This window comes from Amycolatopsis sp. GM8 (assembly GCF_021653975.1).
GTDB lineage: Bacteria > Actinomycetota > Actinomycetes > Mycobacteriales > Pseudonocardiaceae > Amycolatopsis_E.
The window spans coordinates 334,603-348,602 of sequence record NZ_JAJKFK010000002.1; the positions used below are offsets into that span (position 1 = coordinate 334,603).

Genomic DNA, 14,000 nt, shown 5'->3' on the forward strand with positions numbered 1-14,000 from the left:
CCAGGTCATCGCGTAGCCTGCGAGCACGGCTTCGGACGTGACAAAGCGACACCGCCTCACGCATCCCTTCCACCTCTCCACCGTGCACTGACCGCAGCGGTCCCGTCTACCGGGGTGCTGTCATCGGTCCATCGGCGCGACGAATCGCACCATGTTCCCGGTGCAGTGTCGTCCTCACCGTTCGTACGGTCCAGTCGCCGCAAGATCAGGCCCTCTCGCAGCGCCCATGGACAGATCTCCAGTTCGTGCAGCGACATCACCCGCATGGCGGCCTGCGCCACCAGCGCACCACCGACCAGCTGGTGCGCACGGCTCGCGCTGACCCCCTCCAGCTCGGCCAGGTCGGCCGCTGTCATCCGGGAGATGAACGCGATGAGCTGCCGCAACGCGGTGGCGGACAGGATACGGGGTACCCGCGGCCCGTCGGCGGACGGCGCCGCGCCGGCCAGCCTGGCCAGCGACCGGAAGGTCTTCGACGTGGCCACCACCCGGTCCGGTTTGCCCGATCGAGCGACTTCCCGGGCGAGTGGCGCGAGTTGCTCCTCGAGCCAGTCCGAAGTCTCCTCGAGCTCGCCCCGGCTCGGCGGATCGTGCGAGAACCGGGTGCGGGTGATCCGCCCCGCGCCGAGCGGCAGCGACTCGGCGAGCGTCGGCTCCTCGTCCATGCCCATCGCCACTTCGAGCGACCCACCGCCGATGTCGAGCACCAGCAGGTTCCCGGCCGACCAGCCGAACCAGCGGCGCACGGCGAGGAACGTCATCCGCGCCTCGTCGGGCCCGGAAAGCGCTTTCAGGTCGATCCCCGTCTCGTCCACGACCCGGCGCAGCACCTGGGCGGAGTTCGTGGCCTCGCGCACGGCCGAGGTCGCGAAGGCCATGACCTCCTCGCAGTTGAGCGCGGCGGCCGACTTCTTGGCGGTCGTCACCGCGTCGACCAGCGCCTTCTCGCCCGCCCTGCTCAGCTCACCGCGCTTGGTGATCTGCTCGGCGAGGCGCAGCACCGTCTTCTCCGAATGCATCGGCGTCGGGTGGGCACCACGATGGGCGTCCACCACCAGCAGGTGAACGGTGTTGGACCCCACGTCGAGAACCCCTAGGCGCACAAAGCCCTACGGTACCTGGCCGGCCGGCTATGTCTCGAACTTGTAACCAAGACCGCGCACCGTGACCAGATGCCGCGGCGAACCCGGGTCCGGCTCGATCTTCGACCGCAGCCGTTTGACGTGCACGTCCAGGGTTTTCGTGTCCCCGACGTAGTCCGCGCCCCACACCCGGTCGATCAGCTGGCCGCGGGTGAGCACCCGGCCCACATTGCGCAGCAGGTACTCCAAAAGGTCGAATTCCTTGAGCGGTAAGGAGACCTCGCCGCCGTCGACCGTCACCACATGCCGCTCGACGTCCATCCGCACCGGTCCCGCGGCCAGCACCAGCGGCGCCAGCTCACCCTCGGCGCCGTTCTCGCCGCCACGCCGCAGCACCGCACGCACGCGCGCGATCAGCTCGCGCGCCGAGTACGGCTTGGTCACGTAGTCGTCGGCGCCGAGCTCCAGCCCGACCACCTTGTCGATCTCGCTGTCCCGCGCGGTCACCATGATCACCGGAACGGCCGAGCGCTGACGCAGCTGCTTGCAGACGTCCGTGCCGCTCATGCCGGGCAGCATCAGGTCCAGCAGTACGATGTCGGCGCCGTTGCGGTCGAACTCCTCCAGCGCCTGCTGGCCGTTGCCGGCCACGGCGGCGGTGAAGCCCTCCTTGCGCAGAAGGAAGGCCAACGGGTCGGCGAACGACTCCTCGTCCTCGACGATGAGCACCCTCGTCACTGTTTTCCTCCCTGTTCGTGACTGGTCACCACGAGCCGGGGTATCCGCTCGGGGGATTCTGGGGCAGGACCGTGGGCGCTGCCGTTCGTGCTCGCGCCTCGGTACACCGGCAACCGCAGGGTGAAGGTCGAACCGGTGCCCTGCATACTCCACAGCTTCACCTCGCCGCCGTGGTTGGCGGCGACGTGCTTGACGATCGCCAGGCCGAGCCCGGTGCCGCCGGTCGCGCGCGAGCGCGCCTTGTCCGCGCGGTAGAAGCGTTCGAAGACGCGCTGCTGGTCCTCTTCGGCGATACCGATCCCGCGGTCGGTCACCGAGATCTCGACGACGTCGTCCACCTGGCGCCTGCTGACCGAGACCGGGCTGCCGGCCGACGAGTAGGCGATCGCGTTCTCGAGCAGGTTGGACAGCGCGGTGACCAGCAGCGTCCGGTCGCCCTCGATGAGCAGACCGCTCGGCGCGTCCGCGGTGACCTGGATGTCGGCCGACTCGGCGGAGAGTTTCGTGCGACCCAGCGCTTCCCGGACCACGGCGTCCACTTCGACCACGTTCAGATCGGGCAGCCGCTCGGCGCCCTGCAGCCGGGACAGCGCGATGAGCTCGGTGACGAGCGTGCCCAGCCGGGTCGACTCGTGCAGGATCTTGGTGCCGAACCGGCGCACCTCGTCTACGTCGTCGGCGGCGTCCAGCACGGCCTCGGTGAGCAGCGCGATCGCGCCCACCGGGGTCTTCAGCTCGTGGCTGACATTGGCGACGAAGTCGCGGCGGACCGCCTCCAGCCGGGCGGCCTCGGAGTGGTCGACCGCCTCGATGACGGTGAACCCGTCACCGAGCGGACGGACGTGCCCGACGACCGCTTCCGGCTGGCGGCCGCGGGCTTCCAGCGGCGACAGGTCCACCTCGAGGTCCTCGTCGGTCTCGACGACCTGCTCGGCGGCCTTGCGGGCGCGGGAGTCGGCCCGGTTGTCCCGGACCAGCCCGAGCACCTCGGCGCGGTTGTTGTGCAGCACCATGTCGCCGAAACGATTGAGGACGAGGACACCGTTGTTGGAGGAGCGCACCAGCCGGAGCAACAACTCCGCCACCGTCGGCCCGGTCGGGCGGGTGACCTCCCGGCGCCGCCGGGCCCGCGTGATCAGGGAACCAGCGACCGAGCCGACGAGCAGGCAGCCGACGGCCAGGGCGAGTGAAGCACTCACGCTCACGGCTGAATCGTAAGCATGAAGATGTCCATTTGACCTAGTCTTGACGGGCTTGTCGTGACGCCTGCGACACCTTCACGGAAACTGTTGGCCGCTGGTTAAGGACTCGTTCACGTGCCCGCCGCTGGACCGTGACACCACCGTTCACCGGATCGGGTCGAGTTGCCCAAGCTCCTCTTCGGACAGTCGCAGCCCGCTGACCGCGATGTTCTCCTCCAGATGGGCCGGATTCCCGGTTCCCGGAATGGCGAGCACGTGCTTCCCCTGGTGCAAGGTCCAGACCAACCGAATTTGCGCGGCGGTAACCCCGTGGGCGTCGGCGACGGCCTGCACGGCGTCGCTTTCGTGCCCGTGCGCCACGGCGAAGAACGGCACGAACGCAACCCCGCGTTCACCGCACAGCCGCAGCAGTTCGTCGTCCTCGCGGCGGGCGCCGAGACCGTACTGGTTCTGCACGCACACGACGGGCGCGATCGCCTGTGCCTCGTCGAGATGCTCCGGGGACACATTCGAAATCCCCAAATGCCGGATGAGTCCCTTCTCGCGAAGATCGGCCAGCGCCCCGAAATCCTCGGCGAGCGAACCGGAGCCGCGGTCGAGTCCCTCCCCGATCCGGAGGTTGACCACGTCGAGGTGCTCGCGGCCGAGCTGGCGCAGGTTCTCCTCGACCTGCCCGCGCAGCTGGTCCGGGCGAGCACGCACCCATTCGCCCGACGGGTCGCGGCCGGGGCCGACCTTTGTGGTGATCACCAGGTCGTCGGAGTACGGGCGCAGCGCGGTGTTGATCAGCTCGTTGGACGAGAGCAGGGGCGTGAAGTAGAAGGCGGCCGTGTCGATGTGGTTCACGCCGAGTTCGACGGCGCGGCGCAGCACCGCGATGGCGCTGTCCCGGTCGGTCGTCGGCAGCCGCATGGCACCGAAGCCCATCCGGTTCACGGTGAGGTCGCCCAGCTGCCAGGTGCCCGCCACGGTGGCGGTGATCGTTTCTGTCGTCATGTGTCCAGCCTGCTGCCGCGGTCCGCACCGCGCCCGTGGTTGGCAGCTTGCTGCCACACTGGAGGTATGGAGATCGTCGGGGACGTCCCCGTGGTGCGTGGCGAGGCCGAGTTGTTCGCGCGCACCGGGCATCTGTTCGCGCAGGCGACGTCGGTCGCGTGCGCGGCGCACGACATGCACACCTGGGCGGTTTCGCAGCAGCACGTCGTCCATCCGCAGGATGTCCGCGAGCGGCACGTGCGGAAGCTGTACCGGCCGGGTGTGCTCCTCGACGCCCCACAGGTGGGGCACCTGCACGAGCTGAAGCGACTCGGCGCGAAGATCCGCATCACGCCCGAGGAGATCAACGAGACGATCATCCTCGACCACCGGGTCGCGATCCTGGCCGGTGATCTTTCCCAGGGCGAGCGCAGCTACAGCGTGATCACGCGCCCCGAGGTCGTGCAGAGCGTGACCTCGCTGTTCAACGTGGCCTGGCGCGCCGCGACCGACGTCGAGGTGTTCGAGATGCGGTTCGCCGAGGTGCGGGCGCTGGCACCGCAGATCCTCGACGTGCTCGCCTCCGGCTGCAAGGACGAGACCGCGGCCCGGACGCTGGGCCTCGGCCTGCGCACGTACCGGCGCCGCGTGGCCGAGCTGATGTCGGCGCTGGGCGCCACGTCCCGGTTCCAGGCGGGCGCCCGGGCGCGCGAACTCGGCCTGGTCTGACCCCGGCGAGTCCGACGCTCAGGCCCGCGAGTCCGACGCTCACGACGCCGAGTCCGACGTTCAGCGGCCCTGGTTGGCGACCGCCGCGGCGGCTTCCTTCGCCGCGTCCGGGTCGAGGTACTCGCCGCCGGCGGTGACCGGCTTCAGGTCCTCGGTGAGGTCGTAGCGCAGCGGGATCCCGGTCGGGATGTTGAGCTCCGCGATGGCCTCGTCGGAGATCCCGTCGAGGTGCTTGACCAGGGCCCGCAACGAGTTGCCGTGCGCGGCGACCAGCACGTTCTTGCCCGCGCGCAGGTCCGGCACGATGGCCGACTCCCAGTACGGCAGCAGCCGGGCCACGACGTCCTTGAGGCATTCGGACAGCGGCGCGTCCGCGTCGTAGCGGGGGTCGGTGTCCTGGCTGAACTCGCTGCCGCGCTCGATCGGGGGCGGCGGCACGTCGTAGGAGCGGCGCCACAGCATGAACTGCTCGTCGCCGAACTCGTCACGCACCTGCTTCTTGTTCTTGCCCTGCAGCGCGCCGTAGTGCCGCTCGTTGAGCCGCCAGTCGCGGCGGACGCCGATCCAGTGCCGGTCGGCGACGTCGAGCGCGATGTTGGCGGTCGAGATCGCGCGGCGCAGGAGGGAGGTGTGCACGACGTCGGGCAGCAGGCCGTTCTGGGCCAGCAGCTCGCCGCCCTTGCGGGCCTCGGCCTGCCCCGTCTCGGACAGGGGCACATCGACCCAGCCGGTGAACAGGTTCTCCGCGTTCCAGGTGCTCTGCCCGTGCCGGAGCAGCACCAACGTCCCTAGTTCGGCCATGGCGCCAAGCCTGCCAGACCATCAGCTGGGTGAGTACGACGGGCCGCGCCATGGTGCGCTCTACACACAGTGCGTTACCCCGGGGTAACAGAATCGACCAGGCGGCCCGAAGGCCCTGCAGAACCACGCGGAAAGTGACACTCACTGCGTACTGTTAACACGCGTTATGAATTTCACTCGAATGGAGTATCCAGTAGTCTTGTGATTACTGGTCGATATCTGACAAGTTGACTACGTCCCGCACCGCTGGATTCCACGCACTCCCCAGCGGCAGCGGGGTACGACCGCAGCTCGTCTCCCCCCTGCCGAGCTGCGGCCCCGCCGGCCCCGTTGGCACTCCCCCTCGCCACCGGGTCCACAGCGGCGGGAGCGTCAGCGGGGCGGCTTGAGTTCGCGACTCCCCCTCCCTCAAGCCGCTCCGCCTCCGCCGCAGCGTGCTCGCGGGGCTCGCTCGCTGCTTGTCGGCGGTCGCTCTTTTCTTCTGGGGGTCGAACCCCCAGACCCCCGCCAGGAGGGCTGCGCCCCCTGGACCCCCATCGTGGTGGGCGCGTTAGGTGGTTTGGTGCGGGGTGCGGGTGCGTCGCCGCCAGAGCCAGATCAAAGCGGTGAGTGGGATTCCCAGGATTAGCAGGAACGGTAGGGCTGCGCCTAGGACGTGGAGGGAGGCGGCGCCGAAGGTTTGGAAGCCGTTCCAGCCTGTGGTTAGGCCTGTGAGGAAGCCGGGGTCCTGGGGTGTTAGCGGTGGGGCTGGTGTCGGGGTCACGGTGAGGGTGAGGGTGGCCAGGGTGACGGTGGTGGTTAGGGATTTCTGGCGGGCTTGGAGGGACTCTAGGTCGGACTCGCGGGTCGTTAGCTGGGACTCGATGCTGGTGATGTCGCTCAGGCTGGTGGCTCGGTCGAGTAGGGCGCGTACTCGGTCGACGCTCCGGCGGGCGGTTTCCAGGCGGGACTCGACGTCTACGACCTGGTCGGTCACGTCCGCCGCCGATTGCTGGGTGCTGGTGACCTGCCCGAGCTTCGACAGCCGGGCGAGTACGTCGTCCAGTGAGTCGCTCGGCACAGCCAGTGTGAGCGTTGCTGACCTGGGGTCTGTTTGTTCCGAGCCTGAGTAGCCGCCCGCGGTGACGGCGATCTGCCGGGCTTGTGCGGCCGCCCCGCCGACATCGGGCGCTGTCATGGCCAGTTGCGCCGTGCGCGCCAGTTGCCGGGCCTGGCCTGCAGTGCCGGGCGCCGTGGCTGTTGCGGGCGCGGCCTTGGCCGCAGCGCCATGTTCGGGTTGTGGGGCGCGGCCCACGGCGGCCATGTCACCGGCCGAGTTGCCGGTACAGCCGCTCGCCAGCGTGAGCACCGCCAGCCCGGCCAGCAGCAGCCCTGTTCTCGTTCTCATCCTCGTCTCCCTCCGGTCGCGGCGGGAAGACGGGCGACCGGATCAGACCGGTTGCACGCGGGAGATCACGAATCGGTCAGGGAGCCGGGTTCGTGTGGCTGCTCCGGCTCCACCAGGTGCTTGAACGCCTGCAGGTTCGCCAGGGACTCGCCGCGGGACACCCGCCAGTCCCATTCGCGCTTGATCGACGACGCGAAGCCGAGCTCCAGGATGACGTTGAAATCACCGTCCGCGGCCTCCAGCACCTGGCCCAGCAGCTTGTCCAACTCCTCCTCGGACACGGTGTTCAGACCGAGCTTGCCGACCAGATAGATGTCGCCGAGAGCGTCCACCGTGTAGTGCACGCCGTAGAGCTTCGCGTTGCGGCGCAACAGGAATCGGTAGACCTCTTCGTGCGCCTCGTCGGGGCGGCGGCAGACGAAGGCCTCCACCGCGAAGGCGTGTTCCCGCACGATCAACCAGCAGTTCGTCTGCAGCTTCTTCGTGCCGGGCAGCGTGACGAAGTACCGGCCCTCGGCCTTACGGTCGTACTTCAGCTCCGCTTTGTCCAAAGTGGACTGGACTACCTCGTCGACGCTCAAACCGCGACCTCCGCCCGTAGTGCGTTCCGGAACGAGTGGAAAGCAGCAGCGTAGGTGTCGAGCAGCGCGCCGGTCGTGCGCTCCCAGGAGAACCGCCGCGCGTGGTGCACGGCGTTGCCGGCGAGCTCGGCCCGCCGGTCCGGCCGCAGCGCCACGCTCGCGAGCGCGCCGGCCCAGTCCTCCGCCGAGTGCGACGGCACCAGCAGCCCGGACACGCCGTGCGCCACCGCCACCGGGAGCCCGCCGACCTCGGCCGCGACCACCGGCGTGCCGCAGGCCTGTGCCTCCAGCGCGACCAGCCCGAACGACTCGTTGTAGCTGGGCACCGCCACCACATCCGCGGCGCGGTACACCTCGGCGAGCATCTCGCCCGCCTGCGGCGGCAGGAACCGGGTCTGCTCCTGGATGCCCAGCGTGACGGCCAGCTCGCGCAGGGCCTGCGGCTGTTCGAGCCCGGTGCCCGACGGTCCGCCGACGACCAGTACGACGAGCCGGTCCCGCAGCTCCGGACGTCGTTCGAGCAGTTGCGCCGCGGCACGCAGCAACACGTCCGGCGCCTTGAGCGGCTGGATGCGCCCGGCGAACGCGAGCACGATCGCGTCCCGCGGCAGGCCCAGCGTCGCGCGCGCGGCGGCCTGCGAACCCGGGGTGAACCGCTCCAGGTCGACACCCGGTTCGACGGTGTGCACCGCGTGCGGATCGGCGTCGTACAGGCCGACCAGCTGCCGCGCCTCCACGGGCGTGTTCGCGATCAGGCAGTCCGCCTCGGCGACCACCTGCTCCTCGCCGAACACGCGGGTCCGCGGCTCGGGCTTGTCACCGTCGGCGAGCGCGGCGTTCTTGACCTTGGCCAGGGTGTGCGCGGTGTGCACGAGCGGCACGCCCCATCGGTCCCGGGCAAGCCAGCCGACCTGGCCGGACAGCCAGTAGTGCGAGTGGATCACGTCGTAATAGCCGGGCTCGTGGAACGCCTCGGCGCGCAGCACACCCGACGTGAACGCGCACAGCTGGCCGGGCAGCTCGTCCCGGCCGAGCGGCTCGAACGGGCCGGCCGGGATGTGCCGCACCAGCACGCCGGGTGCCAGCTCGGCCACCGGCGGCTGCTCCGACGACGTCGCCCTGGTGAACACCTCCACGGCGATCCCGAGCCGCGCCATCTCTCTGGCGGTATGCGTGATGTAGACGTTCATCCCGCCGGCGTCACCCGTTCCGGGCTGTTCCATCGGTGAGGTGTGCACGGACAGCACCGCGACCCTGCGCGGCCAAATCGTCGAGGCTGGTCGAGATCCGCGCAGCAAGCTCGTCACCCTGGTTCACTCCCATGTGTGTCGTCGGCCCCTCATCGCAACGTCCGAGGGGTCCCGACATCTTCCCGATGGGGCACGAGAGCTACAGCGCGGACTTCCCGCGCCACGCCGACCAGGAGACCAGCCAGTCCATCACGTCCGAGTTGACCGGACCACCGAGGCGCGAGCCGGTGATCTCCACCGGGTCGCCGATCAGGGCCGAGTCGAAGTAGTTCTTCGCGTCGGCCGCGAGCAGGTTGACGCAGCCATGGGAGTTGTTGGTGTGGCCGATCGCGGCCGCGTTGTCCTGGTTCTCGTGGATGTACTCGCCGTGGTTGGAGATCCGGCAGGCCCACTTCTTGTTGACGTTCGTGTAGCCGTACCGGGCGTTGTCGAAGATCGCGGCCGGCTCCCTGGTCATCACGATGAAGGTGCCGTTGGGCGTGTTCCGGTTCACATCGGAGTCCAGCCCGTTGCTGCACGGGTAGCTTTTGACCTTCGCCCCGCCGCGGTAGACGTTCATCACATGGTCGGGGGTGTTGATCTTGACCACCTGGTTGCGCCCGATCTTGAACTTCGTGGTCACGTCGGCGCGCGCGTAGGCGCCGCCGCCGAGGTCGATGCCGTACAGCTTCGCGGCGGCGTTGATGGTGATGTTCGCCGGCCAGTACTCCTTCGGCCGGAAGTCCACCTGCCGGTCCGAGAGCCACCCCCAGGAGCCCTCGACCTGCTGGCCGGTGTCGAGCGTGAGCGCCTTCTCGATCTCGGCCTTGTTCGACACGTCGGCGGAGAACTTGACGCTGACCGGCATCGCGACGCCGACCTGCGCGTTGTCGGCCGGGTTGATGGTGACCCGGATCTGCTGCTTCGGGTTCAGCGTCGTGAAACTGCCGGCGAGCTGCGCGGGCTTGTTGTCGGTGCCGGTCGCCGACGCGGTGTACGTGTACGTCTTGCCGTAGCCGAGGGTCTCGCCACTGGTCCAGACCGTGCGGTCGGCGTTGAACGAACCCTCGACCGCCTCGCCGTCGGCGTTGGTGAGCTTGACGTCGGCCAGCGCGCCGTCAGCCACGCGCACCGTGACCGGGCCGCGTACCGGGACGTCCTTGGCGTCGACCGCGGGCTGCGCGGTGAGCTTCGCCACCGGTCCGCTCTCGGCCTGCTGCCCGCCGCCGGGAACGGGGCTGTCGTTCCCGCCGCCGGTGCACGCCGCGACGACCACCCCCGTGCCCGCGACCAGCGCGGCTCTGACCACTGTGCGCCTGTCCACGTACTTTCCCCTCCCCTGTCCAGGTCCTTCCAGGTGTCAACGCCTACCGGTCGCCCCGCGTTATCCGGCCTTCCCCCGCTGGGAGTATGGGCGGCATGAGCGAACGAACCGCAGTGATCACCGGAGCCAGTGCGGGAATCGGTGAGGCCACCGCCCGCGCCCTGGCCGAAGCCGGGTTCCACGTCGTGCTCGGCGCCCGCCGCCTCGACCGCCTCGAGAACGTGGCCGCGGAGCTGGCCGGTACCGCGTTTCCGCTGGACGTCACCGACCCCACCTCGGTTGCCGCTTTTGTCCAGCGGGTCCCAGAATGCCACGTCCTGGTCAATAACGCGGGCGGAGCGCGCGGTCTCGAACGGGTCGTCGATGCGGACGAGGACAACTGGCGGTGGATGTGGGAGACCAACGTGCTGGGCACCCTGCGGATGACGAAAGCGTTGCTACCCAAGCTGATCGCGTCCGGTGACGGACACGTGATCACGGTGACGTCGATCGCCGGGCACGAGGTGTACGACGGAGGCTCGGGCTACACGTCGGCGAAGCACGCTCAGGCCGCGCTGCACGAGACGCTGCGCTCGGAGCATCTCGGCGAGCCGGTGCGGATCACGGAAATCATTCCGGGCATGGTCGAGACCGACTTCTCGATGAACCGCTTCGACGGCGACACCACCCGCGCCGCGAATGTCTACCGTGGACTGACGCCGCTCACCGCGCAGGACGTCGCCGAGGTGATCGCCTTCGCCGCGACCCGGCCGTCGCACGTGAACCTGGACTCGATCGTGTTGAAGCCGAGGGCGCAGCTGAACGGGTCGAGGTACGACCGGTCAGAGTGAGCAGTTGATCAGCAGCGGTTCCGGGTGGAGTGTGACGCCGAACCGGGCCTCGACGCCGTCGCGGACTTCCCTCGCCAGGGCGAGCAGGTCGTCGGTGCGGGCCTGGCCGCGGTTGGTCAGCGCCAGGGTGTGCTTGGTGGACAAGGAAACCCGGCCGCCCGGGCCGGTGTGTCCCTTGTGGAAGCCGGCGCGTTCGATGAGCCACGCGGCGGACAGCTTCACCCCGCCGTCGGCCGGGTACTGCGGCGCCGGGGTGTCGACGACCGCGGCGATCCGGGCCAGCACGTCCGGCAGTTCCGGCTCCGGCACGATCGGGTTGGTGAAGAACGAGCCCGCGCTCCACGTGTCGTGATCCCCCGCGTCGAGCACCATTCCCTTGCCGCGCCGCAACCCGAGCACGGCCTCGCGGGCAGCCGCGGCCCGCACCCGTTCGCCTGGCTCCGCGCCGAGCGTCCGGGCCAGCTCGGCGTAGCGGATCGGGGCGGACAGGCCATCGGGCCGCAACTCGAACCGGGCGCTGAGGACGATCCCGCCGGCCAGGCCCTTCAGCACACTCGTGCGGTACGCGAAACCCAGCTCCGCGGCGCTCATCGTGCGGATCTCGCCGGTGCGCCGGTCGAAGCACTCGATCGAGGTGAGCAGGTCGGACACCTCGCAGCCGTAGGCGCCGACGTTCTGGATGGGCGTCGCGCCGACCGAGCCGGGGATGCCGGAGAGGCACTCCAGCCCGCCGAACCCGGCGCCGACCATCGCCGCCACGAACTCGTCCCAGTTCTGGCCCGCGGCGACCTCGACGGACTCGCCGTCGATCCGCCAGCCACTCGTCGCGATCTTGACCACCGTGCCGTCGAATCCGCCGTCGCCGATCACGAGGTTCGAGCCGCCGCCCAGCAGGAGCACGTTGTCCCCCGCCCCGCGCACCGCGCTGAGCAGGTCTTCCGTGGTCTCCGCGACGACGAATCGGCGGGCTGGACCGCCCAGGCGCAGCGTCGTGTGCTCGGCGAGGACGGTCCGGGTTTCGACTGGTGTCACGAGGTCAAACGGTATCGTCTCAGCTCATGGCATCCCGTATCGAGCACCGCGCCGAGTTCTCACAAGGCGTTGACGAGGTGTTCGCCGCCCAGGCCGGAGAGCCCGCGCTGCGGGCCCGGCTCGCCGCGGTCGGCGGCCCGAACGCCGCCCTGCTGGATTACACGACCACCGCCGACGGCGTGAGCTACACGCTGCGCCAGGGTGTCGGCGCCGAAAAACTGCCGTCGGTCGTGCGCACCATCCACAGCGGCGACCTGTTCGTCGACCGGCAGGAGCGCTGGCACAAGACCGGCGCGGGCTATGACGGGACAGCCAGGGCCACGGTGAGCGGCGTGCCCGGGGAGATCGACGTCCGGACCGAACTCAGAGCCGAGGGCGGCAAGACCGTGCTGCGCATGGACGGGGAGGTGAAGATCCGCATCCCGCTCGTCGGGGGCAGGCTCGAGGAGTTCGTCGCGGGTCAGATCACCGGCCTGCTCAAGCGCGAAGTCGAGCTTTCGGCCCAGTGGCTCGCGGAAAGTACTTAGGCTCACCCACTCGAGGCACCACCAACCCCAACCGGCTACGCCGGGTCGACCGCTGGCTCACCGCTTCGCCACGCGTGTCCACCCTGCTGCGGCACGCGGCGGATCCGCTGGTGGTCGACCTCGGGTACGGCGCGTCCGGCGTGACCACCGTCGAACTCGCACACCGGTTGCGCGCCGTGCATCCCCGAGTGCGCGTGCTCGGCCTCGAACTGGATCCCGAACGCGTCGCCGCCGCCCGTCCCCTTGCCGAACCGCCGTGGCTCGACTTCCGGCAGGGCGGGTTCGAACTGGCCGGCACCGCACCGATCGTGGTCCGGGCGTTCAACGTGCTGCGGCAGTACGCCGAGGAGGACGTCGCCGGCGCCTGGAAACTGATCCTCGGCCAAGTGGCGCCCGGCGGGTTGCTCGTAGAAGGTACCTGCGACGAGATCGGGCGGCTCAGCTCGTGGATCACGCTGTCCGCCGACGGCCCGCTCAGCCTGACCGTATCCTATCACCTGCGTACGCTCGACCGACCGTCCACAGTGGCCGAACGGCTGCCGAAGTCCCTCATCCACCACAACGTTCCCGGCGAACCCGTGCACGAGTTTCTGTCCCTTTTGGACAGTTACTGGCTGGCGGCCGCACCACATCAGGCGTTCGGCGTCCGCTTCCGCTGGCTGCGGATGGTCGAGCAGGTGCGGGCGCGCGGCTGGCCGGTGCTCGACGGGCCGCGGCGCTGGCGCCTCGGTGAGCTGACCGTCCCATGGCACACGGTCGCCCCGGCGTGAAGTAGGGCCACCCCTACCCCAGGAGTAGGACGGCTGGTACGGGCGATCCCCGAGTTCTCCCGGAGATCTCGGAAACTCCTGGTCACGATCATGGCCGTGACGCCATGATCTTTCGCATGACAACGCTCACCGACTCGCGATACCGGGCGGTCGTGACCACCGATCCGGCGCTCGTCACCGCCTGCCAGGAACTGCGGCGGAAGGTGTTCTCACTCGAATTCGGTGCCGGCGACGACCGCGACGAGTTCGACGAGATCTGCGAGCACCTGGCCGTGCTGCGCGACGGCGAAGTCGTCGGCACGTACCGGATCCTGGTGCCCGGCCGCAGCGAACGTCTTTATTCACAAGGAGAATTCGCACTCGACAGGCTCGAGCCACTGCGGCCGGATCTCGTCGAGATCGGGCGGTCCTGCGTGCATCCGGGACATCGCACGGGGGCGGTGATCAACCTGATGTGGGCGACGCTCGGCCGCTACGCACGGTCGGCCGGGTACGGCCACCTGGCCGGCTGCGCGTCCGTGTCGCTGGCGGACGGCGGCACCGCGGCGGCCAACACCTGGGAACTGACGCGCACGAAGCATCTCGCGCCCGCCGAACTGCGGGTCGAACCGCACCAGCCGTGGGTTCCGCTGCCGCGCGCCGGAGATCGGCCGAGCTACGCGCCGTACCCCCGCTGCTGCGCGGTTACCTGCGGCTCGGCGCCTGGGTCTGCGGCCCGCCCGCGCACGACCCGGAGTTCGCGGTGGCGGACTTCTTCACGCTGCTGTCCTTCGACCGCGTAGGCCCGCGCTAC

General features: G+C 69.5%; 15 protein-coding genes. 5 read left to right on the plus strand and 10 right to left on the minus strand.

The window, feature by feature from the left end:
* Nucleotides 1-56: 56 nt before the first annotated feature.
* The 4 genes from LOZ83_RS08835 to LOZ83_RS08850 all read right to left on the minus strand — a co-directional run bounded on the left by LOZ83_RS08835 (nucleotide 57) and on the right by LOZ83_RS08850 (nucleotide 4,018).
* Nucleotides 57-1,103 (minus strand): Ppx/GppA phosphatase family protein, encoded by a 1,047-nt coding sequence (locus tag LOZ83_RS08835; RefSeq protein WP_236789801.1) that lies wholly within the window; start codon nucleotides 1,101-1,103, stop codon nucleotides 57-59.
* Between the two features lie 27 nt (nucleotides 1,104-1,130).
* Complete coding sequence (locus LOZ83_RS08840) at nucleotides 1,131-1,820, minus strand: response regulator transcription factor (RefSeq protein ID WP_236789802.1); 690 nt, start codon at nucleotides 1,818-1,820, stop codon at nucleotides 1,131-1,133.
* Entirely contained in the window at nucleotides 1,817-3,025 is a 1,209-nt protein-coding gene (locus tag LOZ83_RS08845) for a cell wall metabolism sensor histidine kinase WalK (RefSeq protein ID WP_236789803.1), read from the minus strand. The genes LOZ83_RS08840 and LOZ83_RS08845 overlap by 4 nt, the downstream gene beginning before the upstream one ends.
* Nucleotides 3,026-3,166: 141 nt before the next feature.
* The gene (locus LOZ83_RS08850) at nucleotides 3,167-4,018 is read right to left on the minus strand and encodes an oxidoreductase (RefSeq protein ID WP_236789804.1); all 852 of its coding nucleotides are present in this window, start codon (nucleotides 4,016-4,018) and stop codon (nucleotides 3,167-3,169) included.
* Between the two features lie 66 nt (nucleotides 4,019-4,084).
* Here LOZ83_RS08850 and LOZ83_RS08855 point away from each other — a divergent pair, with 66 nt between their 5' ends.
* Nucleotides 4,085-4,726, plus strand: coding sequence for a DNA-binding response regulator (locus LOZ83_RS08855; RefSeq protein WP_236789805.1), 642 nt, complete (start codon nucleotides 4,085-4,087; stop codon nucleotides 4,724-4,726).
* 60 nt (nucleotides 4,727-4,786) lie between these two features.
* Here the strand turns inward: LOZ83_RS08855 and LOZ83_RS08860 are convergent, their stop codons facing one another.
* From LOZ83_RS08860 to LOZ83_RS08880, 5 genes are all read right to left on the minus strand, one after another.
* A complete protein-coding gene (locus LOZ83_RS08860; protein ID WP_236789806.1) occupies nucleotides 4,787-5,527 on the minus strand; it encodes a phosphoglyceromutase in 741 nt (246 codons plus the stop codon).
* Nucleotides 5,528-6,077: 550 nt separating this feature from the next.
* Nucleotides 6,078-6,914 (minus strand): DUF4349 domain-containing protein, encoded by an 837-nt coding sequence (locus LOZ83_RS08865; RefSeq protein WP_236789808.1) that lies wholly within the window; start codon nucleotides 6,912-6,914, stop codon nucleotides 6,078-6,080.
* A 65-nt stretch (nucleotides 6,915-6,979) separates the two neighbouring features.
* Nucleotides 6,980-7,495 (minus strand): YbjN domain-containing protein, encoded by a 516-nt coding sequence (locus tag LOZ83_RS08870; protein ID WP_236789809.1) that lies wholly within the window; start codon nucleotides 7,493-7,495, stop codon nucleotides 6,980-6,982.
* Entirely contained in the window at nucleotides 7,492-8,790 is a 1,299-nt protein-coding gene (mshA, locus tag LOZ83_RS08875) for a D-inositol-3-phosphate glycosyltransferase (RefSeq protein ID WP_255823627.1), read from the minus strand. Before mshA ends, LOZ83_RS08870 begins: the two co-directional genes overlap by 4 nt.
* Nucleotides 8,791-8,884: 94 nt before the next feature.
* A complete protein-coding gene (locus LOZ83_RS08880) occupies nucleotides 8,885-10,048 on the minus strand; it encodes an Ig-like domain-containing protein (RefSeq protein WP_236789811.1) in 1,164 nt (387 codons plus the stop codon).
* Nucleotides 10,049-10,143: 95 nt separating this feature from the next.
* Between LOZ83_RS08880 and LOZ83_RS08885 the strand changes: the two genes are divergently transcribed.
* Nucleotides 10,144-10,878: an SDR family oxidoreductase gene (locus tag LOZ83_RS08885; RefSeq protein ID WP_236789812.1), complete on the plus strand. Its 735-nt coding sequence runs from the start codon at nucleotides 10,144-10,146 to the stop codon at nucleotides 10,876-10,878.
* On the opposite strand, the gene LOZ83_RS08890 is transcribed toward LOZ83_RS08885, so the two are convergent.
* Nucleotides 10,870-11,910, minus strand: a complete 1,041-nt coding sequence (locus LOZ83_RS08890; RefSeq protein WP_236789813.1) for a UDP-N-acetylmuramate dehydrogenase — start codon at nucleotides 11,908-11,910, stop codon at nucleotides 10,870-10,872. The two genes, LOZ83_RS08885 and LOZ83_RS08890, sit on opposite strands and share 9 nt — an antisense overlap.
* 26 nt (nucleotides 11,911-11,936) lie before the next feature.
* Here LOZ83_RS08890 and LOZ83_RS08895 point away from each other — a divergent pair, with 26 nt between their 5' ends.
* The 3 genes from LOZ83_RS08895 (at nucleotide 11,937) to LOZ83_RS08905 (ending at nucleotide 13,989) form a co-directional block, all read left to right on the plus strand.
* The gene (locus LOZ83_RS08895) at nucleotides 11,937-12,437 is read left to right on the plus strand and encodes a DUF2505 domain-containing protein (protein WP_236789814.1); all 501 of its coding nucleotides are present in this window, start codon (nucleotides 11,937-11,939) and stop codon (nucleotides 12,435-12,437) included.
* Nucleotides 12,416-13,207, plus strand: a complete 792-nt coding sequence (locus LOZ83_RS08900; RefSeq protein ID WP_236789816.1) for a class I SAM-dependent methyltransferase — start codon at nucleotides 12,416-12,418, stop codon at nucleotides 13,205-13,207. The genes LOZ83_RS08895 and LOZ83_RS08900 overlap by 22 nt, the downstream gene beginning before the upstream one ends.
* A gap of 116 nt (nucleotides 13,208-13,323) precedes the next feature.
* Entirely contained in the window at nucleotides 13,324-13,989 is a 666-nt protein-coding gene (locus LOZ83_RS08905) for a GNAT family N-acetyltransferase (protein ID WP_236789817.1), read from the plus strand.
* Nucleotides 13,990-14,000: the final 11 nt, after the last annotated feature.